The sequence below is a fragment of the Pseudomonas sp. WPR_5_2 genome (assembly GCF_003634475.1).
Classification (GTDB): Bacteria; Pseudomonadota; Gammaproteobacteria; order Pseudomonadales; family Pseudomonadaceae; genus Aquipseudomonas; species Aquipseudomonas izuensis.
In genome coordinates, this window is sequence record NZ_RBLA01000007.1 from 194465 (window position 1) to 217291 (window position 22827).

A 22827-nucleotide genomic window follows, 5' to 3' on the forward strand; every position below is an offset into this window, starting at 1 on the left:
AGTCAGAGATGCAGGGTGGGGTGGGTCAAGCGGTGCTGCTGCAGGATGTACTGGCGCAGGCGTTCGGTTTCATCCTTGTCGCTCTGGCTCAGTGTGTAGGCATAGAAGCCGTTCTCGGTTTCTTTCTCGAGCGTGCCACGCAAGGCAATCCGCTCGTAGCCTGACGGGCTGAACCATAATGCAAAGTGCTTCGGCGCCTTGGTCTTGTTGTGAATTTCCAGCAAAACCCCTTTGAACGACACTTCGTGCACCCACATCGTGCCAGGCTGGCCCTTGGCGTTTTCCAGTGCCACGGGTTCGTCGAGCACCAGGCGCCATGGCCGGACCAGAGGCCCGTCTTCATAAATGCTGGGGACACCCAGACGCAGATGCAGGGCATGAAACTCGTCTTCCACCAGATGCAGCGGGAAGGTCATTTGCTGGTTTTCGAAATTGGCGTGAATGGTGACTTGCTCATGGGCAGCAAGGCGCGTGAGCAAGTCACGGATTTGCGAACCACCGTTTACGAGCAGGCTCGACGTCGCGTCCCGCACATTGAGTTGCGGGTTGTGTTGCATGCTCTGAATGAAATCCAGTTCATCCTGGGTCAGGAGCGCGTCGCGTTGCATGGCTAGCTCGAAAGAAATAATTACAAAGTCATTGGTGATTGTAGTTAATGACAACTAATTCGCAGATTTGTTTGTACCGTTCGTCGCCTTGAGCGCAGCAAGTTCAGCCTGGACTTGCGCCAATTGCGCTTCAAGCTGCGCCACACGCTGCTGCGCCTTGACCTGCACGGTCACGTCTTTCTGCACGCCGATGAAATAAACCTGCCCATCATTCAGGTTTTTCACCGTTGAAAGGGACAGCTCATTCCAGAACGGTGTGCCGTCCTTGCGGTAGTTACGCAGGATTTCCCGGCAGGATCCTTCATTGTTCAACGCGTCACGGATCTTCGGCAGCGCGTCTTGATCGCGATCGCCGGATTGCAGGAAACGGCAATCCTGATAGAGGATTTCTTCGCTGGTGTAACCCGTCAGGCGTTCGAACGCCGGGTTGACGTAAATCAGGATCGTGTCTTGATCGCCTTCCTTTTCGGCAATCACGATACCGTCGTTGGAGGCATTGATGGCCAGTTGCAGCAGTTTGGCGTTGATCATGGGTGAACCTCTTCCTTGTTGGTTGTCTGGGGCATTCTAAAAGAACAATACAGGCCGTGCTGTTAATATCCCGGTCTTTTACTCAGCTTCAGGATCAGATTGATGAAAGTCGCCATCATTTCCGGCTCGGTGTATGGCACGGCTGAAGAAGTCGCCCGCCATGCCTCCAGTATTTTGAAAGCCGCCGGTTTCGAAACCTGGCACAACCCGCGTGCAAGCCTGGCCGATGTGCAGGCCTTTGGCCCCGAAGCCTTCCTGGCCGTGACCTCGACCACCGGCATGGGCGAACTGCCGGACAACCTGCAGCCGCTGTACTTCGCAATTCGCGATCAGTTGCCCGCTGCCTGGCGCGGCTTGCCGGGGGCGGTGATCGGTCTGGGCGATGCCAGTTATGGTGATACGTTCTGCGGCGGCGGTGAGTTGATGCGTGAGCTGTTCGCTGAGCTGGGCATCCGCGAAGTCCTGCCGATGCTGCGCCTGGACGCCAGCGAAAGCGTGACGCCGGAAGCGGACGCCGAGCCCTGGCTGGCGGAACTGGCGGGCGCTCTACGCGGCTGACCGGTCCGGTCGAAGCACCCGCGACCGGGCTCGTCATTGTTCTGGCGGGGCGGCTGAACGCGCGCCCCACCTCTTCTCTGGCGGCGGCTGTTTGACATGGATCCACTATCCCCTGTCCGCTGACTCGTTCGGCCATCAAGCTGGCTGCCAATGCAACTACGCGAACCCGGAGGGCTGGCTAGACTCGGTAGTTATTGGAAACACTCCATAATAAAAACCAGAGGTTCCTAGCCGTGAGCGTAGCCCCCGTCCAATCGCCACAGAGTGTCAAAGAGCTGGTCAGCCCCGCCGAATGGCAGACCCGCATCGACCTCGCTGCCTGTTATCGCCTGGTGGCCCAGCATGGCTGGGATGATCTGATTTTCACCCACATCTCCGCCAAAGTGCCGGGTACTGATGACTTCCTCATCAATCCGTTCGGGCTGATGTTTCATGAAATTACTGCATCGAGCCTGGTCAAGGTCGATCAGGCCGGCAACAAGCTGATGGACAGCCCCTACGAGATCAACCCGGCCGGGTATACCATCCACAGTGCGGTGCATGAGGTCCGTCACGATGTCGTCTGTGTGCTACACACTCATACGGCGTCCGGGGTGGCGGTGTCGGCGCAGAAACAGGGCGTATTGCCGATCAGCCAGCAGTCGCTGTTCGTCCTTTCGAGCCTGGCGTATCACGCCTACGAAGGCGTCGCGCTTAACCATGAGGAGAAGGCACGGTTGCAGGCCGATCTCGGCGAAAACAATTTTCTGATGCTGCACAACCACGGTCTGCTGACCTGCGGCAGCAGCATTGCCGACACCTTCCTGATGATGTTCACCTTCCAGCGCGCCTGCGATATCCAGGTCATGGCACAGACCGGCGGCGCGGAACTGATCGCCATCGAGCCACACATTCTGGCGGGTGCCAAGGCGATGATCGCCGGTGTCACCAAAAGTGCTCAAGGCATGGGCGGCGCGTTGGCCTGGCCAGCGCTGTTGCGCAAACTCGATAAACAAGACCCGGGTTATAAACTCTAATGGCCCTCGCCGAGATCCCGCTGTGTATCTGGCGCAAGCGCGGCCAGACGTTCGAGTTCCGTGGCCAGGCCATCCGTTACTGGACGGCGGGGCAGGGTGAGCCACTGCTGCTCATCCATGGCTTCCCAAGCGCCAGTTGGGACTGGCATTACCTGTGGCAACCACTGACTCAGCGCTATCGCGTGATCGCCTGCGACATGCTGGGTTTCGGTGACTCGGCCAAACCGATGAGCCACGCCTACAGCCTGCTGGAGCAGGCCGATCTGCAACAGGCGCTGCTGGAGCACCTGGATGTCGGGCAACCGGTGCATTTATTGGCTCACGATTATGGCGACAGCGTGGCTCAGGAATTGCTGGCCCGGCATTACGAATCGCAGATCAATATCGCCAGCTGTGTTTTCCTCAATGGTGGGTTGTTTCCGGAAACCCATCGCCCGGTCCTGATGCAAAAATTGCTGCTCAGCCCCTTGGGCTGGATGATCGGCCGTGCGTTCAGTCGTGACGGGCTGGTGAAGAGCTTTCGCCAGATCTTTGGTCCACACACCCGCCCCAGTGAAAGCGAGATGGATGATTTCTGGAGCCTGATCGAAAACAATCATGGCCCAAGGATCATGCACAAATTGATCACCTACATTCCCGAGCGGCGCGCACGGCGCGAGCGTTGGGTCGGCGCGATGCAACGCGGCGAGGTGCCACTGCGGGTGATCGATGGCGAGGTCGACCCGATCTCCGGGGCGCATATGGTCGCGCGTTATCGAGAGCTGATCCCCGAACCCGACACGGTGTTGTTGAGCGACATCGGCCATTACCCGCAGATCGAGGCGCCGTGCCAGGTGCTCAAGCACTACCTGGCATTTCGCGACCGGCTGATGTTGCCGCCACTGAAAGTAGCGTGTTCATAGTGCTGAGCCTGCTGTAGGAGCCGGCTTGCCGGCGAAGGCGACCTGATTGGCGGTGCAAGACTCCAGGCCGCCTTCGCTGGCAAGCCAGCTCCTGCAGAGGTCGGGGATGAATGAAGCATCTGCGGCTACATCATCCCCCTGCCTTATCGCACACCATTCAGCCTCCCCCCTGTTCATTGTGACCCGCGCCGCCGTGCCTGAAACTCCAAGGCAATGTCCCTGGCCTGCTGGAGTTCCCCATGAATGAATCTGTGCGCTTCGAAGATAAAGTCGTGATCATCACTGGTGCAGGTGGCGGCCTGGGACGGGCGCACGCACTGCTGTTCGCCAAACAGGGCGCCAAAGTGCTGGTCAACGATCTCGGCGGCTCGACCCAGGGTGAAGGCGCCAACGCTTCGGCGGCGGATCGCGTGGTCGCGCAAATCCGCGAAGCCGGTGGCACCGCCGAGGCCAACCACGACTCCGTCACCGACGGCGACAAGCTTGTTCAACATGCCCTCGATGCCTTCGGTCGTGTCGATGTCGTGGTCAACAACGCCGGCATCCTGCGCGACAAGACCTTCCACAAAATGGAAGATGCCGACTGGGACCTGGTTTACCGCGTCCACGTCGAAGGTGCCTACAAAGTCACCCGCGCCGCCTGGCCGCACATGCGCGAGCAAAACTACGGCCGGGTGATCTTCACCGCCTCCACCTCGGGCATCTACGGCAACTTCGGCCAGTCCAACTACGGCATGGCCAAACTCGGCCTCTACGGCCTGACCCGCACCCTGGCCATCGAAGGTCGCAAGAACAACATCCTGGTCAACGCCATCGCCCCCACCGGCGGCACCCGCATGACCGAAGGCCTGATCCCGCCACAAGTGTTCGAACAACTCAAACCGGAACTGGTCAGCCCGTTGGTGGTGTACCTGGCCAGCGAAAACTGCCAGGAAACCTCCGGGTTGTTCGAAGTCGGCGGCGGCTGGATGGGCAAGGTTCGCTGGGAACGCAGCCTCGGCGCCGGGTTCGACCCACGGGTGGGTTTCTCCCCGGAAGACGTGGCGGCGCACTGGCAGCAGATCTGTGATTTCGAGGGCGCGGCGCATCCGAAGGACAACATTGAAGCGCTGAAGGAAATGATGGGGAATTTGCAGAAGTATTCGCTCTGATTCCGCTTTACCCGGCAGGGCCTGCACGGGCCCTGCAATCCCTTCGATTTGCCCCTTCGCTTGAAAACCATCGCCCATAAAAAAGGCCGCTGCAAAAGCAGCGGCCAAAGCAAGACGTTGGATCCAGGAGCTACAAATCAACGTCGGTGTACACGGGGCGATGACTCGAAAGCTTCAAATCATCTGAAATCTGTCGCGAACGGCGTGGTGCATCAAACGCTGCCGCTTCGTGCTATCCGGCGGTTTCCCGTGAAAGCCCGGCAAGAATAAGTCTTTGCCGACAAAGGAAAAATAGCGATTCCGGACATGCACTGTTACGGGGCGCGCAACAGTGGAATGCACTGAAGGCTCTTTCACTGTAGCAGCTGGTTGTAGGAGCTGCCGCAGGCTGCGATCTTTTGATGTTGTCTTTAAAAGATCGCAGCCTCGTTTCACTCGACAGCTCCTACACAACTCCTACACAGCTCAGGTGTTTATCGCCCCCATGCGTTGCGCTGATAGGTCGCCATTGCGGGCATCCATGCACTGCGCAACACCCCGTACTCAGCGGCCAGTCATCCTTTGGAGGTACACCGCGAATACCTCCTTGGTGCGCTTATCGCCCTCGGCGGGCGGCAGTAGGGTGAGGCCTTCTGTCACTCACCGGGGAAGACGCATGACAAAAACAACAATGCGCGCCATCTTCAAACCGCAGGCGCTGGCCGCTGCGGTGGCCTTGGGTTGCTGTGCCCAGGCACAGGCCGTCTCATTCAACATCGGGGAAATCGAGGGGACGTTCGACTCTTCGCTGTCGATCGGTGCGAGTTGGGGCATGCGCGATGCCGACAAGTCGCTGGTGGGCATCGTCAATGGCGGGACTGGCCAGGCATCGACCGGCGACGACGGGCGTCAGAACTTCGGAAAGGGCGAAACCTTCTCGAAAATTTTCAAAGGCATCCACGACCTTGAACTGAAGTATGGCGATACCGGTGTGTTTCTCCGTGGCAAGTATTGGTACGACTTCGAGCTCAAGGATGAAGACCGGCCGTTCAAGCAAATCAGCGACGACAACCGCAAGGAAGGCGCCAAGTCCTCCGGGACCCAACTCCTCGACGCTTTCGTCTATCACAACTACTCCATCGCCGATCTGCCCGGCACGGTGCGCGCCGGTAAACAGGTGGTCAGTTGGGGGGAAAGTACCTTCATCGGCAACTCGATCAACAGCATCAACCCGGTCGACGTCTCCGCGTTCCGTCGTCCCGGCGCCGAGATCAAGGAAGGCTTGATTCCGGTCAACATGCTGTTCGCCTCCCAGGGCCTGACGGACAAGTTGACGGTCGAAGGCTTCTATCAACTGGAGTGGGACCAGACCGTCGTCGACAACTGCGGCACCTTCTTCGGCAACGATGTGGTGGCCGACGGCTGCAACAAGAACTACACCGTCGCCAGCCCGGCCATCGCGCCGTTGCAGCCGGTAGCCGCGGCTTTTGGCCAGGGCTTCGAGGTCACCCGGGAAGGGGTGGTCGTTCCTCGCGGCCCGGACCGCGATGCCCGGGACTCGGGGCAGTGGGGTACCGCACTGCGCTGGCTGGGGGATGACACCGAGTACGGCCTGTACTTCATGAACTACCACAGCCGCACACCCAACGTCGGTACGACGACGGCGGGCGCCTCCACGCTGGCGAGCATTCCCGGGATCGTCGCGGCGGCCAATCGTCTTGCACCTGGCAGCGGCTCGGGCCTGGCGCAAAGCGTGATGCTCGGCCGTGGCCAGTATTTCCTCGAATACCCGGAAGACATTCGCCTGTACGGCGCGAGCTTCTCCACCACGTTGCCCACCGGCACGGCGTGGACCGGTGAGATCAGCTATCGCCCCAACCTGCCGATACAGGTCAACAGCACCGACCTGACCCTGGCCATGCTCAACCCGATTGCCGGCGGCGCAGCGTCACCCATAGCCACCGCGCCTGGCGCCGACAACAAGGGCTATCGGCGCAAGGAAGTGACGCAGGTCCAAAGCACCCTGACGCACTTCGTCGACCAGGTTGCGGGCGCGGATCGCCTGACACTGGTAGGCGAAGCGGCAGTGGTCCATGTCGGTGGCCTGGAGCCCCGCAGCAAGCTGCGCTACGGCCGCGACTCGGTCTATGGCCAGTATGGTTTCGGCGGCGATACCAATGGTTTCGTGACCTCGACTTCGTGGGGTTATCGCGCCCGGGCGATCCTCGATTACAACAACGTCATTGCCGGGATCAACTTCCGCCCCAACCTGTCGTGGTCCCACGACGTCTCCGGTTACGGCCCCAACGGCCTGTTCAACGAGGGCGCCAAGGCCGTCAGCCTCGGCGTCGATGCGGACTACCGCAACACCTACACCGCAAGCCTCAGTTACACCGACTTCTTCGGTGGCAACTACAACACGCTCGAGGACCGCGACTTCGTGGCGTTGAGCTTTGGCGTGAACTTCTGACCTGTCTCGAGAAGGATGATTTCCATGCGCAAGATGATTCTGCAATGCGGTGTCCTGGCCCTCGGTCTGCTGGCCGCCAACGTCATGGCCGCAGTGTCCCCGGAAGAAGCGAACAAACTTGGCACCAGTCTCACACCGCTGGGGGGCGAGAAGGCCGGCAACGCCGACGGCTCTATTCCAGCGTGGACCGGTGGCATCCCGAAAAACGCCGGCGCGGTGGACAGCAAGGGTTTCCTGGCGGACCCGTTCGCCAATGAAAAACCGCTGTTCATCATTACGGCGGCGACGGTCGACAAGTACAAGGACAAGCTCTCCGACGGGCAGATCGCGATGTTCAAGCGCTACCCCGACACCTACAAGATCCCGGTGTATCCGACCCACCGCACAGCCGCACTGCCAGCGGACATCTATGAGTCGGCCAAGCGTAGCGCGTTGAACGTTACCCCGATCAACGATGGTAACGGCCTGGCCAATTTCACCGGCAATCGCTACTACGCCTTTCCGATTCCGAAGAACGGGGTCGAGGTGATCTGGAACCACATCACCCGTTATCACGGCGGCAATCTGCGCCGCACCATCACCCAGGCAACGCCGCAGGCCAATGGCGATTTCACCGTCATCCGCTTCAAGGACGAGGTGGCCGTGCCGTCGTTGCTGGGGGATTTGAAACCGGGCAGCGATGACAACGTGCTCAACTATTTCAAGCAGGAAGTGACGGCGCCGGCGCGGCTGGCGGGTAACGTGCTGCTGGTCCACGAGACCCTCGATCAGGTCCAGGAGCCGCGCAAGGCCTGGATCTACAACGCCGGTCAGCGCCGTGTGCGGCGTGCACCGCAAGTGGCCTATGACGGCGTGGGCACCTCGTCCGATGGCTTGCGCACCACCGACAACTTCGACATGTTTTCCGGTGCGCCGGACCGCTACGACTGGAAGCTGATCGGCAAGAAGGAAATGTACATCCCGTACAACAGCTACAAACTCGACTCGCCCGACCTGAAGTATACCGATGTGATCAAGGCCGGCCATATCAACCAGGACCTGACCCGTTACGAATTGCACCGGGTGTGGGAAGTCGTCGCCACGGTCAAGCCCAACGAGCGGCACGTGTATGCCAAGCGGCACATGTACCTCGACGAAGACACTTGGCAGGTGGCGCTGGCCGATCACTATGACGGTCGCGGCCAGCTCTGGCGTGTGGCCGAAGGGCATGCGCAGTTCTATTACGATCATCAGGTGCCGGCCTATACGGTCGAAGCACTGTATGACCTGATTGCCGGTCGCTACATCGCACTGGGGATGAAGAACGAAGAGAAACGCAGCTTCGAATTCAACATCGCCGCCAAAGCCGGGGACTACACACCGGCAGCCCTGCGGAGCACGGGGGTGAGGTAATCTTCCTACAAGCTCCTACACAAAAAGGTGACTTTACGGTCACCTTTTTTATGTCTGCAAATCAGCCTGCTGAATACTTCTTCAACAAGCGCTCCGGAGGGGGCTAGGGTGGCGCCACAATTATAAAAAGGCGCACCACTATGACTGCCATGACGACGTGTCTGGACCGTCCTGGACTTCTGCCTCGCTTGTGTTCCCATCATGTGTCCCGCGCGCGATTGGTCGAGCCATTGCTGGCCTCCACGGCACGGGTGAAATTGCTTTGCGCGCCGGCCGGCAGCGGCAAGAGTGCGCTGCTTACCGAGTGCCTGTTGCGGGCGCCGACGCACTGCCGGGTGTATTGGCTGCCGTTGGCCGGCGAGTCATTGAGTGTTGCCGATTTCCGGCAGCGGCTGGCGTACGTGCTGGGGCTGGCAACGTCGGATGAGCTTGCATTGCTGGAGCATCTGGCCCGGTTGCGAACGCCAACCTGGCTGTTTATCGATGATTACTGTCGTTTTTCCCATCCTGAGCTCGACCGTCTGCTCGATCGTTTGCTGGCCCTCACAAACCCGGTGTTGAGTTGGTGGCTGGGTTCGCGCAGGCGTCCGTCCTGCAATTGGCCACGGTTGTTGCTCGATGACGAGGTGTATGAGTGCAACGGTCCGGCGCTGGCTTTTACCGAGTCTGACGTCGAGCAGTTGCTCGGCCATGTAGAGCCTTCCCAGGCGGCCAGTTTGGCCAAACGCGTCGTTCAGCGCAGCGGCGGATGGGGTGCCGGTGTGCGCATTGCCTTGCTCGAGGGTTGTCCGTGGTCTGCCGGGCAGGACAGGCAGGGGCGCTCGACGACATTGCTCGATTATCTGCAGCATGAATTGTTCAACACCTTGCCGCCGGAGTTGGTGGAGGCGTGGCAGGTGCTGGCCCATCTGCCGCGCTTCAATGCCGGACTCTGCGAGCATCTGTTCGGTGCCGGAGAGGGCGCAGGATGGTTGCAGGCCTTGCAGGAGATGGGGTGCTTTATCGAACCCTGGGAAGATTCCGCAGAATGGTTTCGTGTGTTCGTACCACTGGCCCGGGCCATGCATGACGAACAGGGAACGGTGGGGCGCTCCTGGCATCGGCGCGCGTGCCAATGGTTCTGCGCCGAAGAGGATTGGCAGGGGGCGTTCGAGCAGGCGCTGCTGGCTGAAGAGTTCGAGGTGGCGGTCAGTCTGTTGCAGCACTTTAATTTCGAGCATTTGTTCCGGCGCGAGAACGTACGTCTGTTACTGAGTCTGCATGAGCGCCAGGGGCAAGAGTTGACCCTCGGTTCGCCACAACTGGTCGGTCTGATCACGGCGGCGCTGCTGTTTGCCGGACGCTTCGACCAGGCGGCGCTGTGCATCGAACAAATGGCGCGGTTTGCTCCGCAACCGACGGCGGCATCGCAGCGGCAATTGTTGGCACGCTGGCAGGCGCAGCAAGGCTGGTTGCTGCATTTGCAGGGGCGCATGCCGGCCGCTCGCGGACATTTCGTCGAGGCATTGGCCGAACTGGCAGCAGAGGCCTGGCCGGCACGCTTGCTGTGCCTGTCCGGGCTGACCCAGCAGGCGCTGCTCAATGCCGAACTCGATGCCGCGCAGGCCCTCAATCGTGAGGCGCTGTGTCTGGCGCGGGCACAAGGTTCGTTGCTGTTCGAAGGCTTGCTCGAACTCGATCACGCACAATTGCTCGAACATCGTGGCGCTCCCCGGCGTGCCGAGAGCCTGTTGGCCGATATTCATGAATTGTTGAGCCGGCAGGCTGATCGCCCGACACCGTTGCTGGGACGTATTGCCTTGCGACGCGGGCGTCTGGCGCTGTGGCAGGGACAGGATGGAGTAGCCGCCGAGTTCTTCCAGAGCGGCCTTCAGGATTGCCTGCACAGTCAGGACAAGCGGGCATTGTACGGCTTTCTCGGGCAGGCCCAGGTAGCGGCCAACCAACGGGACTACGCCCACGCGTTTGACCGCTTGCGTGAGGCCGAGCGGTTGATGCAACAGCGACAGATTCCCGACACCGTTTATCGCAGTGCACTGCTGCAAATCAGCGGTCACTTCTGGTTGCAGCAAGGTCGACCAGAGCTGGTCCACGAAGCACTGACTCGCGTGTTGCGCCATTACCGCGGGCCTCATGCCCGGCAGGCGCCTCCGGCCACGGTGGAGCTGCTTGCGCGGGTCGAGTACCTGCTGATCATCGCCGAGACCCAACTGCAATTGACGCAGACTCCGCTGGAGCAGCTCAAGGCTTTGCTCGATCACGCGCAACAGCATGGAATGCTGGCGCTGGAAACCGAATTGCAGTTGGCCATCTGCGAAGTGGCGGACATCGTCGGCGAAACAGGCCTGGCGACCTCGGCGTTACAAGCGGGACTGGCGTTAGTGAGGCGTTGTCATCTACAGCAGGCTTTGAATGAGTTGCGGCTGCGTCAACCGACCTTGCTCGGTCGCCTGGGCGTGGACGACGAACCTGCGGCGCTTCTGGACGCCAGTCCGTTGAGCGGGCGTGAACTGGAGGTGCTCGGCCTGATCGCCCAAGGCAACTCCAATCAACAGATCGCCGAGCAGTTGTTTATCTCATTGCATACGGTGAAAACCCACGCGCGACGTATTCACAGCAAATTAGGCGTTGAACGTCGGACTCAAGCCGTGGCCACGGCGAAGAAGCTGGGCTTGATTGCGCAAGGGTAGGAGAGCCGACCAGACTTTTGACTCGATCCCTGTAGGAGCAAAGCTTGCTCGCGATGGCGTCGTTACACTCAACAATGCAGCGCCTGACACACCGTCATCGCGAGCAAGCTTTGCTCCTACAGGTCGTCAGGCAACAGGTTTGCTATCCGGCTCAAAGCCCATTCGCCAACTGACCGCCCGCGTGGCGGCCAGTAAGCGTTGCGCCGCCGGGCCATCTTCATTGGCATGAAACAGCGACGTCGGGCCAACCACTGTCAGTACGGCCACGACATTGCCCATTGCGTTGAAGACCGGCGCGGACAAGGCATCGACGCCGGGCATCAGCAAACCATGTACATGGTGCAAACCGCGTGCGCGGATCTGCTCGCACATGGCGGCATAGGTCTGCTCGTCGGCTAGCGCATGGCCTGTGTGCGCCAGCAGTTCCTGCTCGCGTAATTCAATGGTTTCGCGCTTGGGCAGATAGGCGCCAAACACCAGGCCTGTGGAAGAACTGAGCAATGGCAACACCGAGCCCAATTGGGTCACCACGGTGACCGCACGCACCGCTGGTTCGATGTGCACCACGGTCGCGCCCTGATTGCCCCACACCGCCAAAAAGCAGGTTTCGTTCAGGTCGTCGCGCAATTCGGCCAAGGGCAGGGCGGCGACTTTCAGCACGTCCATACTGTTGAGTGCCGCCAGCCCCACGCGCAAGGCCTCGCGGCCCAGCCCGTAATGGTTGGTCGCGGGATTCTGCTCGGCAAAGCCGCTGGCGATCAGGGCCTGCAAATAGCGGTGAACCTTGCTCGCCGGCATCTGCACGTGTTCCGCCAGGCGCGAGAGTGACGTCGACGGCGACAACTCGGCCAAGGCCTTGAGGATGTCGGTACCCACCTCGGCGGAGCGGACTTTCTGTTTACCGTTACTGTCGCTCGCGGGCTTTTGCATGGTGGCGCCGTCTTTCAAGGGAGGAGTTCCGGGGATGAATGGGCGTCTTTATAGCTTGACGGTCATTACCAATCAAATTACGTTATTCGTAATTGAATTACGATAAAAACAACTCCGGCGTGCCGAGACCTCTTCCGCAGAGCGACAGGCCACGGCCAACTCCCTGTTCAGGAGGCTCCATGAACCTCGATTCAACGACACCTGCACTGGCTTATCAGTCAGGCTTCGGCAACGAATTCAGCAGCGAAGCATTGCCCGGCGCACTGCCGGTCGGCCAGAACTCCCCGCAAAAGGCCCCTTACGGCCTCTACACCGAACTGTTTTCCGGTACCGCGTTCACCATGGCCCGCAGCGAAGCACGACGGACCTGGATGTACCGTATCCAGCCATCGGCCAATCACCCGGCGTTCATCAAACTCGAGCGGCAACTGGCCGGCGGGCCGTTGGGTGAAGTGACCCCCAATCGCCTGCGCTGGAATGCCCTGGATATGCCCGCCGAGCCGACGGATTTCATCGACGGCCTGGTGAGCATGGCCGCCAACTCCGGCCCGGACAAACCGGCCGGGATCAGCATCCACCAGTACCGCGCCAACCGCTCCATGGAGCGAGTGTTCTTCAATGCCGATGGCGAGATGCTGCTGGTGCCGCAGCTGGGACGGTTGCGGATTGCCACGGAATTGGGCGTGCTGGAGCTGGAACCACTGGAAATCGCCGTACTGCCACGGGGTTTGAAATTCCGCGTCGAGCTGCTCGACCCACAAGCCCGCGGCTACATCGCCGAGAACCATGGCGCGCCCCTGCGCTTGCCGGACCTGGGGCCGATTGGCAGCAACGGCCTGGCCAATCCGCGGGACTTCCTGACCCCGGTCGCCCATTACGAACACCTGGCACAACCGACCACCCTGGTGCAGAAATTCCTCGGCCAGCTGTGGGGCACCGAGCTCGATCATTCGCCGCTGAACGTGGTCGCCTGGCATGGCAACAACGTGCCGTACAAATACGACCTGCGCCGTTTCAATACGATCGGCACCGTCAGCTTCGATCATCCGGACCCGTCGATCTTCACCGTGCTGACCTCGCCGACCAGCGTCCACGGCCTGGCCAACCTCGATTTCGTGATCTTCCCGCCACGCTGGATGGTTGCCGAGAACACCTTCCGTCCACCGTGGTTCCACCGCAACCTGATGAACGAATTCATGGGCCTGATCCAGGGCGAGTACGACGCCAAGGCCGAAGGTTTCGTCCCCGGCGGCGCGTCGTTGCACAGCTGCATGAGTGCCCACGGCCCCGACGGCGAAACCTGTACCAAGGCGATCAACGCGGACCTCAAACCGGCAAAAATCGACAACACCATGGCCTTCATGTTCGAGACCAGCCAGGTGCTGCGCCCGAGCCGTTTCGCCCTCGATTGCCCGCAACTGCAAACCAACTACGACGCTTGCTGGGCCACGCTGCCCGCCACTTTCGACCCGACCCGGAGATAACCCATGACGCAGACTTCCATCACTCGCAGCTGGGTCGCTTCCGCCAACGGCCATGCCGATTTCCCGTTGCAAAACCTGCCGCTGGGTGTGTTCAGCGTGAAGGGTTCGGCGCCACGCAGCGGCGTGGCCATTGGCGAGCATATTTTTGACCTGGAAGCCGCACTTGAAGCCGGCCTGTTCGACGGTGTGGCAAAAAACGCCGTCGAAGCCACCCGTGGGGGTCAGTTGAATGCGTTTTTCGAGCTGGGCCGCGAGGCGCGTGTTGCCCTGCGTGAACGCTTGCTGGAATTACTGAGCGAAGGCAGCACCCTGCACGGCAAGATCGAAGCCCAGGGCGCAAAATTGCTGCCACTGGCGGCGAATTGCGAGATGCACCTGCCGGCGAAAATCAACGATTACACCGACTTCTATGTCGGCATCGAGCACGCGCAGAACGTCGGCAAACTGTTCCGCCCGGACAATCCGTTGCTGCCGAACTACAAGTACGTGCCGATCGGTTACCACGGCCGCGCCTCGACCATTCGCCCGTCCGGCACCGACGTGCGCCGTCCCAAAGGCCAGACCTTGCCGGCTGGCCAGACCGAGCCGACCTTTGGTCCGTGCGCTCGCCTGGATTACGAACTGGAGCTGGGCATCTGGATTGGCCAGGGCAACGACATGGGCGACTCGATTGCCATTGGCGACGCCGCCGATCACATCGCCGGTTTCTGCCTGCTCAACGACTGGTCGGCGCGGGACATCCAGGCCTGGGAATATCAGCCGCTGGGGCCGTTCCTGTCGAAGAGTTTCATCACCAGCATTTCGCCATGGGTGGTGACCGCCGAAGCCCTGGAGCCGTTCCGTCGTGCCCAGCCTGCGCGCCCGGAAGGTGATCCGCAGCCGTTGCCGTACCTGTTCGACAAACGCGATCAGGCCGCCGGCGCCTTCGACATCGAACTGGAAGTGCTGTTGCTGACCGAAGCCATGCGCGAGCAGAATCTGCCGGCCCATCGCCTGACCCTGAGCAATTCCAAACACATGTACTGGACCGTGGCGCAAATGGTCGCGCACCACAGCGTCAATGGCTGCCAGTTGCAGGCGGGTGACCTGTTTGGTTCTGGCACGTTGTCGGGGCCGCAAAGCGGTCAGTTCGGCAGCCTGCTGGAAATCACCGAGGGCGGCAAAAAACCGATCGAGCTGGCGTCGGGCGAGGTGCGCAAGTTCCTTGAAGACGGCGATGAAATCATCCTGCGTGGCCGTTGCAACCGCGAGGGATTTGCCTCCATCGGCTTCGGCGAATGCCGTGGCAAAGTGTTGCCGGCGCGCTAAGGAGAACGGGTCATGGAACTCTATACCTACTATCGTTCCACCTCGTCTTACCGGGTGCGCATCGCGCTGGCGTTGAAGGGGCTGGATTACCAGGCGCTGCCGATCAACCTGATCGCGCCGCCCGGTGGCGAGCACCGCCAGCCACCGTATCTGGCCATCAACCCGCAAGGCCGTGTACCGGCCTTGCGCACCGATGAGGGCGAGTTGCTGATCCAGTCACCGGCGATTATCGAGTACCTCGAAGAACGTTATCCACAGGTGCCATTGCTGTCCAAAGACCTCGCCGCCCGCGCCCACGAGCGCGGCGTGGCGGCGGTGATCGGCTGTGATGTGCATCCGCTGCATAACGTCAGTGTGCTCAACCGGCTGCGTCAGTTGGGCCAGGATGAAGCGCAGGTGGTCGAGTGGATCGGCCACTGGATCAGCCAGGGGCTGACGGCGGTGGAGCAGTTGATCGGTGATGAGGGATATTGCTTTGGTCCGCAGCCGGGGTTGGCGGATGTGTACCTGATACCGCAACTGTACGCGGCCGAACGCTTCAGCATTTCCCTGGAAGCCTGGCCGCGGATTCGTCGTGTGGCGACGCTGGCCGCAGCACACCCGGCATTCGTCACGGCGCATCCCGCGAATCAACCCGACACCCCATAGCAACCACATACCAACCCCTGTGGGAGCGAGCCTGCTCGCGAAAGCGGTGTGTCAGTCACGCCAATTTTGGATGTGACTCCGTCTTCGCGAGCAGGCTCGCTCCCACAGGGGAGCTGTGTTTAGTGGACGATGGAGTTGGGCGGCAAATGCCCCAGCCGCTCGGTCAGGCGTATCCGCTGAATCGGATCGTCGCTGAGCAGCAAGGCATGTTCCAGGTCGAAGCGCTCGGCGTTCGGGCAATCCAGCCGTTGGTAGAGGCTGGCCCGGGCCAGGTAGTCGGCAGCGGTGCCGTTGCCCAGTTCCAGCACGCGTTCGGCGTCGATAAGGGCCCCGATGTAGTCGTCGTTGGAAAGGTGCAACTGACGCAGGTTGCGCGACAGGCGTTGCAGCATCTGTACGGGCTCGGCGGTGACCAGGTGTTCGGCGCTGAGCTTCAGGTTCGGGCCGTACTGGCGTTGCAGCAGTTCCCGGCAATCGTTGGGGTAGAGACGACGGCCGCCGCAGGGATCGAGCAGATGGTCGGCACCCGGTACGCGCAGTAGAAAATGTCCGGGGAAGTTGACCCCGACCAAAGGGATTTCCAGGCCTCTGGCCAATTCCAGCGCAATCAGACCCAAGGCCAGGGGTTGTCCACGTCGGCGTTCCAGCACGCGATTGAGCAGCGCCACTTGCGGGCGCAAGGGCGTGAAGTCGTCCTGGGCGAACCCCAGGTCATTCATGCGCCGCAGCAGCGGTTGCGCCAATTCGCTCACCGGCAGCATGGGCAGGCTGCCACTGATCCGCTGCTGCAGAGACTTGAAGTCCACCAGCAGCGATTCGAGGTTCATCTCGCTGTCATGTTCAGCGGCAATCCACAGTGCCGCCTCGAACAGCGCGGGCGGTGATCGTTGCAGACAGGCAAAAAACGATTGTCGCGGGGTCATCAAAATCTCCGGGCAATGCCTCGTTTTAGCCCCGTCTCTGCCATTCGTCCAGTGCTCCACAAGGGGGTGTGGCGGTTATTTCCGAATGTCTGAATAGACGATCTGTTTATTCCGGCGCGCTTCTGCAATTTTTGTGCGCAAGCCTATACTGGCGACTACAAGAAGTGATTCGGGAGCCTTACGATGTTCGCTCTCATGCAAAGCACTCGCCTTGAATCGCTGCATCTGAGCGTCGACCCGGCCACCGGGTTGAAGGCGGTCATTGCCATTCATAACAGTCGCCTGGGGCCTGCCCTGGGTGGTTGTCGTTACCTTGCCTACCCCAGCGACGAGTCCGCGGTCGAGGATGCCGTGCGCCTTGCCCAGGGCATGAGTTACAAGGCCGCACTGGCCGGCCTGGCCCAGGGCGGTGGCGTAGCGGTCATCATTCGCCCCGTTCACGTGGCCAATCGCGCGGCGCTGTTCGAAGCCTTCGGACGCTGCATCAATCAGCTCGACGGGCGCTACATCACTGCCATCGACAGCGGTACTTCGGTGGCGGACATGGATTGCATCGCCCAGCAAACCCAACACGTCACCAGCACCACGTCAGCGGGCGACCCTGCTCCCCACGCGGCGATGGGCGTGTTCACCGGCATTCGCGCCACCGCCATGGCGCGGTTGGGCAGCGACAATCTCGAAGGTTTGCGCGTGGCCATTCAGGGCCTGGGCAATGTGGGTTATGCGCTGGCGGAACAGCTGCATGCGGCCGGTGCTGAACTGCTGGTCAGCGACATCGACCACGGCAAGGTGCAACTGGCGATGGAGCAACTCGGCGCCCACCCCATTGCCAACGATGCACTGCTCAGCACGCCTTGCGATATTCTGGCGCCGTGTGGCCTGGGGGGCGTGCTCAACAGCCATAGCGTGACGCAATTGCGCTGCGCGGCGGTGGCGGGTTCGGCGAACAACCAGCTGACTCATCTGGACGTTGCCGATCTGCTGGAACGGCGGGGCATTTTGTATGCACCGGATTACGTGATCAATGCCGGCGGCCTGATCTATGTTTCACTCAGGCATCGGGGTGAAGCGTTGGCGACCATCACGGCGCATCTGTCGAAAATCAGCTCGCGGCTGACCGAAGTCTTCGCCCATGCCCAAGCGGAGAAGCGCTCGCCGGCAAGGGTGGCGGACGAGTTGGCGGAGAAGGTGTTGTATCGGTGAAGCAGCGCTTTTTCATCAAGCATTAAAAAGGCCCTGAGTCATTCGACTCAGGGCCTGTTCAATTCGGCTGTCACTTATTTTGCTGCTTTGGTGGCCTTGGCTGGCTTGGCCGGGGCAATCGACTCAACAACCGCCTCTTCAACAGGCGCCGCCACTTCAACCGGTTGCGGGACTTCGACGGGCGCGCTGAGCAACTCGGACAAGGCGTCCGGCTGGCTCTTGAATGCCTTGGCAAACACATCGCGATTCTTCGCCATGTAGATCCCGGCTTCTTCCACTTGCTGTTCGGTCAGGGACGGAACGGCTTTTTGCAACACTTCAGCCAGCAACTCGGCCAGCTCGAGCATTTTGTCATGACGGTCAGCTTCGGCTTTATCCATGAACAAGCGCTCCAGATCTCGGCTGCTGCGGTATACCACTTCGACGGCCATTCACCACCTCACATGCCTTCACATTTGGTTGTCTGATTCGACTACTGTATTTATATACAGCTAAAAGGATAAGCGAATCGCTGGAGTTTGGGTAGTGGCTTTTTAATGTAGACCGGATTTGTGGTTTGTCATTGGCTTGTGGGAGCAAGGCTTGCCCGCGATGGCGTCCTTCAAGCCACCAAAGTGCCTCATCTCAATCGGCCATCATCTCACCCATAAGCCACTGGCCTTGTTTCTGCATGCAGAACAATCGTCACGTCCAACCCGCATTATCCGGTCGAGCCGACCTGAGGAAGCATCATCGTGAAAATCAACTGGGCCGAAAACCTGCGGCAGACCGTGCATCATCTGGCAGAGTCGCTGGGCAACCTGTTCGTCGAGACCTTTCACTACCTGGCACTGTTCGCCATCGGCGCAGTGACCGCGTGGGCGGCGGTGATGGAGTTTCTCGGGATGATCGAGCAAGGACACATCAAGATCGATGACATCCTGCTGCTGTTCATCTACCTGGAACTGGGAGCGATGGTCGGGATTTATTTCAAGACCAACCACATGCCGGTGCGCTTCCTGATCTATGTGGCGATCACCGCACTGACACGCCTGCTGATTTCCAACGTGTCGCACCATAACCCGCCGGACCTGGGGATCATTTACCTGTGCGGCGGGATTCTGCTGCTGGCGTTTGCGATTCTGGTAGTGCGTTACGCGTCTTCGCAATTTCCGTCGGTGAAGATTGAAAACCCGCACCGCAAGACCGGTGCGGGCTCCAGTGAACATCCGGAAGTAGAAAAGGGCGAGATTTAAAGGCCCAAGGCAGGTCGGTGCCGGCCTTTGGCAGGTGGAGGCGGCGGGTTGCGCGTGCCGCCATCGGTCATGGCTTCGAGGATGGCCACCGCGCTGTGGCCCTGTTCGATGGCGATGCCGAACTGAATGCTTTGCACCAGGCGTTTGAGGCGCTCGGGGTCATTGCGTTGTTCGGCGCTGATCATGCGCTTTGCGACTACGTGGCCACAGTTGGACAGGGTCAGCATGATGCTGCCGTCCAGACCCTGAATGCTCAGGTTGATCTGATAGTCCGCTGCAAAGGCATCGGTAATGAGCTGAAAGGGGTTGTCCATGATGCGTCACCGCCTGATTGAACGTGCAATTGTTGACCGGTCGGGATCGGGATTAGTTCGCCACACCAGACCATCGGCCATTCCATGGCCACATCGCCATCAATGCTTGCATCAGGGATAAAGCAAGGGGCATGCCGGATAGATTTTCGGACAATGCTCGCGGCCTGCAAAACCAGTGGGAGCGAGCCTGCTCGCGATAGCGGACTGTCAGCCAAGCAAAGTTGACTGTGCAGCTGTCATCGCGAGCAGGCTCGCTCCCACAGGCCCGCATTATTTTTGCCTGCCCGTTTCAGGGCAATTAAATCCGACGTGCCTCCAAACCGGTCAGCATTCCACCCAACTCACCGCCAGGCCACCCCGTGACGTTTCCTTGTATTTGTCGTGCATGTCGGCGCCGGTATCGCGCATGGTGCGGATCACCCGGTCCAGGGAAATGAAGTGTTTACCATCGCCGCGCAGGGCCATTTGCGTGGCATTGATCGCCTTCACCGCGGCAATCGCATTGCGTTCGATGCACGGCACTTGCACCAGCCCGCCCACCGGGTCGCAAGTCAGGCCAAGGTTGTGTTCCAAGCCGATTTCCGCGGCGTTTTCCAATTGCTCCGGTGTGGCGCCCAGCACCTCTGCCAGGCCGGCGGCAGCCATGGCGCAGGCCGAGCCGACTTCACCCTGGCAGCCGACCTCGGCACCGGAGATCGAGGCGTTTTTCTTACAGAGAATGCCGACAGCCGCCGCGCCCAAAAAGAACGCCACCACGTCATCGTCCGACGCGTCCGGATTGAATTTCATGTAGTAGTGCAGCACGGCCGGAATGATCCCCGCCGCACCGTTGGTCGGTGCGGTGACCATGCGACCGCCCGCGGCGTTTTCTTCGTTCACCGCAAGGGCGAACAGATTGACCCACTCCATGGCCGACAGGGTCGAGGTGATGACGTTCGGCTTGCCGATTTCCAACAGGCTGCGGTGCAATTTCGCCGCGCGACGCGGCACATTCAGACCACCGGGCAGGATGCCTTCGTGGTGCAAACCCTGCTCGACGCACTCGCGCATCACCGACCAGATGTGCAGCAGGCCTGAACGGATTTCTTCGTCACTGCGCCAGGCCCGTTCGTTGGCCATCATCAATTCGGAAACCCGCAAGCCGTGCCGGTTGCACAGCTGAAGCAATTCGACGGCGCTGGAGAAGTCGTACGGCAACACCACGTCGCTCGCCGGGGGAATCCCGGACTCGGCTTCGGCCGCTTCGATGATGAACCCCCCGCCTATCGAGTAGTAGGTTTGCTCGAACAGCTCGCCGGTTTCGCCGAAGGCTGTCAGGGACATGGCGTTGGGGTGGTAGGGCAGACTCTCGTCGAGCAACAGCAGGTCACGCGTCCAGTCGAAGGCAATCGTCACCTGGCCGGCCAGGGACAGTTCGGCGGTTTCGCGCAGGGTGTGGATTCGGTCGTCGATGGTGGTGGGATCGATTCGATCCGGCCACTCGCCCATCAAGCCCATGACACAGGCGCGGTCGGTGGCGTGACCGACGCCGGTTGCCGACAGGGAGCCATACAGTCGGATTTCTACGCGCCGCACGTCAGACACCAAACCCTGATCGACCAGCGCCTGGGCGAAGGTCGCCGAAGCGCGCATCGGGCCAACGGTATGAGAGCTGGACGGGCCGATGCCGACTTTGAATAGATCGAAAACACTGATAGCCATGCTAAAGCCTATTCCCGCAATGGAGGATGAATCGCTGCCATTTTTGTAGGACAAGCGCACTATCAGCGATACTGCCAACCTCGGTCCTACGTGACCAACGAAACTTCCTAAGACAGCCTTTAGCAGGACTAAACGATGAGCCGTCAATTACACGCCCAGACTTATGTGTGGCTGCAGGTGTTTTCCTGTGCCGCCCGGCACTTGTCGTTCACCCGCTGCGCCGAAGAGCTGCACATCACACCGGGGGCGGTCAGCCAGCAGATCCGTCAACTGGAGGAACGCCTGGGTTTTCGCCTGTTTCATCGGCGTGCCCGGGGCGTGGAGTTGAGTGCCGAAGGCCAGCGACTGGCCATCACGGTCAACGAAGCCTACGGCAGCATCGACGCGGAATTGCGCCGACTGGACGCGGGCATGATCAGCGGGACACTGCGGGTGCGATCTATTCCGTCGTTCCTGAGCAAATGGCTGACCCCACGCCTGCCGCGCTTGCAGCAACGTTTTCCGGACATCCAGTTGCGCCTGGTGGCGGAGGACAGCAGCGTGCCGTTGCATGAGGGCGACTTCGATCTGGCCATCGACCTGAACGACGGCAGCTACCCCGGACTGTTATCCACAGCCTTGCTCGATGAACAGATTTTTCCGGTGTGTGCACCGGGCCTGTTGCGCGGTCGTCCTCCGCTGCATGGCCCCGCCGACCTGATGCATTTCCCGCTGCTACATGACATCACTGCCTGGCGCGGTAGCTACGAATATGCGGAATGGGAGTTCTATCTCAACGCCATAGGTTTTGAAGGCGCGGATGTGCGGCGCGGGCACACGTTCAATCGCAATCACCTGACCATCGAGGCGGCCATCGCCGGAATGGGCGTGGCGATTGCCCGGCGAACGCTGTTGAACGACGAGCTGGAGCGGGGAGCGCTGATCGTGCCGTTTGGCCTGGCGGTGCCCAATCACAAACGCTACATGCTGCTCTATGCGCCGGGTGCGCTGAGCCATCCGGGCGTACGTGCGGTGCATGACTGGCTGGTGGAAGAGGCGGGGATTTTTCGCGGTCTGCACCCGCTTGGGGAGCGGCAAATGTGAGAATTTGTGACAGAGGGGCGGGGCGAATCAACTCCCGACCTTAACAGCGCTTTTACCGGTTGTCCGGCTTTTTTTGCGATTACAAAATTATCTTTTTTCAGGGGTTGAATTGTTCAGCGTACAGACCGATTGTGTAACCAAGAGGTCACGGTGACGACGCCCAAGGGCTTAGCTGACCGGCCTCTCGCGAGCTAGCTGAAATAAGGGATGAACTATGCAAATCCAAGTCAATAGCGATAACCATATTCAAAGCAGTAAACGACTGGAGGAGTGGGTACGAACCACCATTGAGAGCACGCTCGAACGTTATGAGGAGGACTTGACCCGAGTCGAAGTTCACCTGCGGGACGAGAACGGCGACAAGCCCGGTCCCCACGATTTACGCTGCCAGCTGGAAGCGAGGCCAAAAGGCCACCAACCGATTTCTGTCACCCATAAAGCCGCCAACCTGGAACTGGCGATAGACGGGGCTGCCGAGAAGCTCGAGCATGCACTTGAACACCTGTTCGGCAAATTGCGCGGAAAACCACGCGCCGCCGTGGTCCCGTTCGAGCGCAGAGCTCACGCGGATGTGCTGCTGGAAGAAGAGTTTCTTGAAAACGAGCAGGCTGCGCAAAACGCCTGAAGCCTGATTCACCTTCCCAATGAAAACGGGCCTGCATTGCAGGCCCGTTTTATTTCCGGTGTCACCGATGCCCTGT

The 22827-nt window shown here is 60.4% G+C and carries 20 protein-coding genes and 1 pseudogene; 14 read left to right on the plus strand and 7 right to left on the minus strand.

The window, feature by feature from the left end; translation table 11 throughout:
* Positions 1-2: 2 nt before the first annotated feature.
* A complete protein-coding gene (locus BJ917_RS24625) occupies positions 3-608 on the minus strand; it encodes a hypothetical protein (RefSeq protein WP_096513409.1) in 606 nt (201 codons plus the stop codon).
* A 54-nt stretch (positions 609-662) separates the two neighbouring features.
* A complete protein-coding gene (locus tag BJ917_RS24630) occupies positions 663-1139 on the minus strand; it encodes a PAS domain-containing protein (protein ID WP_121105007.1) in 477 nt (158 codons plus the stop codon).
* Between the two features lie 102 nt (positions 1140-1241).
* On the opposite strand from BJ917_RS24630, the gene BJ917_RS24635 reads away from it, so the two are divergent.
* The 7 genes from BJ917_RS24635 (at position 1242) to BJ917_RS24665 (ending at position 11297) form a co-directional block, all read left to right on the plus strand.
* Positions 1242-1697 carry a flavodoxin gene (locus tag BJ917_RS24635; protein ID WP_096513407.1) on the plus strand — a complete coding sequence of 152 codons (456 nt, stop codon included), beginning with the start codon at positions 1242-1244 and terminating at the stop codon, positions 1695-1697.
* 233 nt (positions 1698-1930) lie between these two features.
* Positions 1931-2713: a class II aldolase/adducin family protein gene (locus BJ917_RS24640; protein ID WP_121105009.1), complete on the plus strand. Its 783-nt coding sequence runs from the start codon at positions 1931-1933 to the stop codon at positions 2711-2713.
* Positions 2713-3615: an alpha/beta fold hydrolase gene (locus BJ917_RS24645; protein ID WP_121105012.1), complete on the plus strand. Its 903-nt coding sequence runs from the start codon at positions 2713-2715 to the stop codon at positions 3613-3615. Before BJ917_RS24640 ends, BJ917_RS24645 begins: the two co-directional genes overlap by 1 nt.
* A 239-nt stretch (positions 3616-3854) precedes the next feature.
* The gene (locus BJ917_RS24650) at positions 3855-4766 is read left to right on the plus strand and encodes an SDR family oxidoreductase (protein WP_121105014.1); all 912 of its coding nucleotides are present in this window, start codon (positions 3855-3857) and stop codon (positions 4764-4766) included.
* A gap of 655 nt (positions 4767-5421) precedes the next feature.
* Complete coding sequence (locus BJ917_RS24655) at positions 5422-7215, plus strand: DUF1302 domain-containing protein (RefSeq protein WP_096513403.1); 1794 nt, start codon at positions 5422-5424, stop codon at positions 7213-7215.
* A 24-nt stretch (positions 7216-7239) separates the two neighbouring features.
* Entirely contained in the window at positions 7240-8607 is a 1368-nt protein-coding gene (locus BJ917_RS24660) for a DUF1329 domain-containing protein (protein WP_096513402.1), read from the plus strand.
* Positions 8608-8747: 140 nt separating this feature from the next.
* Positions 8748-11297: a LuxR C-terminal-related transcriptional regulator gene (locus tag BJ917_RS24665; protein ID WP_121105016.1), complete on the plus strand. Its 2550-nt coding sequence runs from the start codon at positions 8748-8750 to the stop codon at positions 11295-11297.
* Positions 11298-11423: 126 nt separating this feature from the next.
* On the opposite strand, the gene BJ917_RS24670 is transcribed toward BJ917_RS24665, so the two are convergent.
* The gene (locus BJ917_RS24670; protein ID WP_121105131.1) at positions 11424-12227 is read right to left on the minus strand and encodes an IclR family transcriptional regulator; all 804 of its coding nucleotides are present in this window, start codon (positions 12225-12227) and stop codon (positions 11424-11426) included.
* Positions 12228-12406: 179 nt separating this feature from the next.
* Here BJ917_RS24670 and hmgA point away from each other — a divergent pair, with 179 nt between their 5' ends.
* Genes hmgA through maiA form a run of 3 tightly spaced genes read left to right on the plus strand, consistent with a single transcriptional unit; the run spans position 12407 to position 15667 of the window.
* Positions 12407-13711 (plus strand): homogentisate 1,2-dioxygenase, encoded by a 1305-nt coding sequence (gene hmgA, locus BJ917_RS24675; RefSeq protein ID WP_096513400.1) that lies wholly within the window; start codon positions 12407-12409, stop codon positions 13709-13711.
* Positions 13712-13714: 3 nt separating this feature from the next.
* The gene (fahA, locus tag BJ917_RS24680; protein ID WP_096513399.1) at positions 13715-15019 is read left to right on the plus strand and encodes a fumarylacetoacetase; all 1305 of its coding nucleotides are present in this window, start codon (positions 13715-13717) and stop codon (positions 15017-15019) included.
* Between the two features lie 12 nt (positions 15020-15031).
* A complete protein-coding gene (gene maiA, locus BJ917_RS24685; RefSeq protein WP_121105018.1) occupies positions 15032-15667 on the plus strand; it encodes a maleylacetoacetate isomerase in 636 nt (211 codons plus the stop codon).
* 119 nt (positions 15668-15786) lie between these two features.
* Here maiA and BJ917_RS24690 read toward each other — a convergent pair whose 3' ends face one another.
* On the minus strand, positions 15787-16590 hold the full coding sequence (locus BJ917_RS24690; protein WP_096513397.1) for a SirB1 family protein: 804 nt from the start codon (positions 16588-16590) through the stop codon (positions 15787-15789).
* Positions 16591-16773: 183 nt separating this feature from the next.
* Here BJ917_RS24690 and BJ917_RS24695 point away from each other — a divergent pair, with 183 nt between their 5' ends.
* Positions 16774-17793, plus strand: coding sequence for a Glu/Leu/Phe/Val dehydrogenase dimerization domain-containing protein (locus tag BJ917_RS24695; RefSeq protein ID WP_096513396.1), 1020 nt, complete (start codon positions 16774-16776; stop codon positions 17791-17793).
* A gap of 191 nt (positions 17794-17984) precedes the next feature.
* Here BJ917_RS24695 and BJ917_RS24700 read toward each other — a convergent pair.
* Positions 17985-18224 (minus strand): annotated as a pseudogene (locus tag BJ917_RS24700) (YebG family protein); the annotation flags it as partial.
* 303 nt (positions 18225-18527) lie between these two features.
* Between BJ917_RS24700 and BJ917_RS24705 the strand changes: the two are divergent.
* Complete coding sequence (locus BJ917_RS24705) at positions 18528-19028, plus strand: phosphate-starvation-inducible protein PsiE (protein ID WP_096513394.1); 501 nt, start codon at positions 18528-18530, stop codon at positions 19026-19028.
* On the opposite strand, the gene BJ917_RS24710 is transcribed toward BJ917_RS24705, so the two are convergent.
* Both BJ917_RS24710 and BJ917_RS24715 read right to left on the minus strand, forming a co-directional pair.
* Positions 19025-19342, minus strand: coding sequence for a DUF3509 domain-containing protein (locus tag BJ917_RS24710; protein ID WP_096513393.1), 318 nt, complete (start codon positions 19340-19342; stop codon positions 19025-19027). The two genes, BJ917_RS24705 and BJ917_RS24710, sit on opposite strands and share 4 nt — an antisense overlap.
* A gap of 324 nt (positions 19343-19666) precedes the next feature.
* On the minus strand, positions 19667-21043 hold the full coding sequence (locus BJ917_RS24715; RefSeq protein ID WP_121105020.1) for an L-serine ammonia-lyase: 1377 nt from the start codon (positions 21041-21043) through the stop codon (positions 19667-19669).
* A 135-nt stretch (positions 21044-21178) separates the two neighbouring features.
* Here BJ917_RS24715 and BJ917_RS24720 point away from each other — a divergent pair, with 135 nt between their 5' ends.
* Together BJ917_RS24720 and BJ917_RS24725 are read left to right on the plus strand one after the other, a co-directional pair.
* Positions 21179-22126, plus strand: coding sequence for a LysR substrate-binding domain-containing protein (locus tag BJ917_RS24720; RefSeq protein ID WP_096513391.1), 948 nt, complete (start codon positions 21179-21181; stop codon positions 22124-22126).
* A 214-nt stretch (positions 22127-22340) separates the two neighbouring features.
* Positions 22341-22751: an HPF/RaiA family ribosome-associated protein gene (locus BJ917_RS24725; protein WP_096513390.1), complete on the plus strand. Its 411-nt coding sequence runs from the start codon at positions 22341-22343 to the stop codon at positions 22749-22751.
* Positions 22752-22827: the final 76 nt, after the last annotated feature.

Bases quoted from the DNA above. Each gene is read 5' to 3' on its own strand.
- BJ917_RS24625 (WP_096513409.1), bottom strand. From the start codon at position 608: ATGCAACGCGACGCGCTCCTGACCCAGGATGAACTGGATTTCATTCAG.
- BJ917_RS24630 (WP_121105007.1), bottom strand. From the start codon at position 1,139: ATGATCAACGCCAAACTGCTGCAACTGGCCATCAATGCCTCCAACGAC.
- BJ917_RS24635 (WP_096513407.1), top strand. From the start codon at position 1,242: ATGAAAGTCGCCATCATTTCCGGCTCGGTGTATGGCACGGCTGAAGAA.
- BJ917_RS24645 (WP_121105012.1), top strand. From the start codon at position 2,713: ATGGCCCTCGCCGAGATCCCGCTGTGTATCTGGCGCAAGCGCGGCCAG.
- BJ917_RS24650 (WP_121105014.1), top strand. From the start codon at position 3,855: ATGAATGAATCTGTGCGCTTCGAAGATAAAGTCGTGATCATCACTGGT.
- BJ917_RS24655 (WP_096513403.1), top strand. From the start codon at position 5,422: ATGACAAAAACAACAATGCGCGCCATCTTCAAACCGCAGGCGCTGGCC.
- BJ917_RS24660 (WP_096513402.1), top strand. From the start codon at position 7,240: ATGCGCAAGATGATTCTGCAATGCGGTGTCCTGGCCCTCGGTCTGCTG.
- BJ917_RS24665 (WP_121105016.1), top strand. From the start codon at position 8,748: ATGACTGCCATGACGACGTGTCTGGACCGTCCTGGACTTCTGCCTCGC.
- BJ917_RS24670 (WP_121105131.1), bottom strand. From the start codon at position 12,227: ATGCAAAAGCCCGCGAGCGACAGTAACGGTAAACAGAAAGTCCGCTCC.
- hmgA (WP_096513400.1), top strand. From the start codon at position 12,407: ATGAACCTCGATTCAACGACACCTGCACTGGCTTATCAGTCAGGCTTC.
- fahA (WP_096513399.1), top strand. From the start codon at position 13,715: ATGACGCAGACTTCCATCACTCGCAGCTGGGTCGCTTCCGCCAACGGC.
- maiA (WP_121105018.1), top strand. From the start codon at position 15,032: ATGGAACTCTATACCTACTATCGTTCCACCTCGTCTTACCGGGTGCGC.
- BJ917_RS24690 (WP_096513397.1), bottom strand. From the start codon at position 16,590: ATGACCCCGCGACAATCGTTTTTTGCCTGTCTGCAACGATCACCGCCC.
- BJ917_RS24695 (WP_096513396.1), top strand. From the start codon at position 16,774: ATGTTCGCTCTCATGCAAAGCACTCGCCTTGAATCGCTGCATCTGAGC.
- BJ917_RS24710 (WP_096513393.1), bottom strand. From the start codon at position 19,342: ATGGACAACCCCTTTCAGCTCATTACCGATGCCTTTGCAGCGGACTAT.
- BJ917_RS24715 (WP_121105020.1), bottom strand. From the start codon at position 21,043: ATGGCTATCAGTGTTTTCGATCTATTCAAAGTCGGCATCGGCCCGTCC.
- BJ917_RS24720 (WP_096513391.1), top strand. From the start codon at position 21,179: ATGAGCCGTCAATTACACGCCCAGACTTATGTGTGGCTGCAGGTGTTT.
- BJ917_RS24725 (WP_096513390.1), top strand. From the start codon at position 22,341: ATGCAAATCCAAGTCAATAGCGATAACCATATTCAAAGCAGTAAACGA.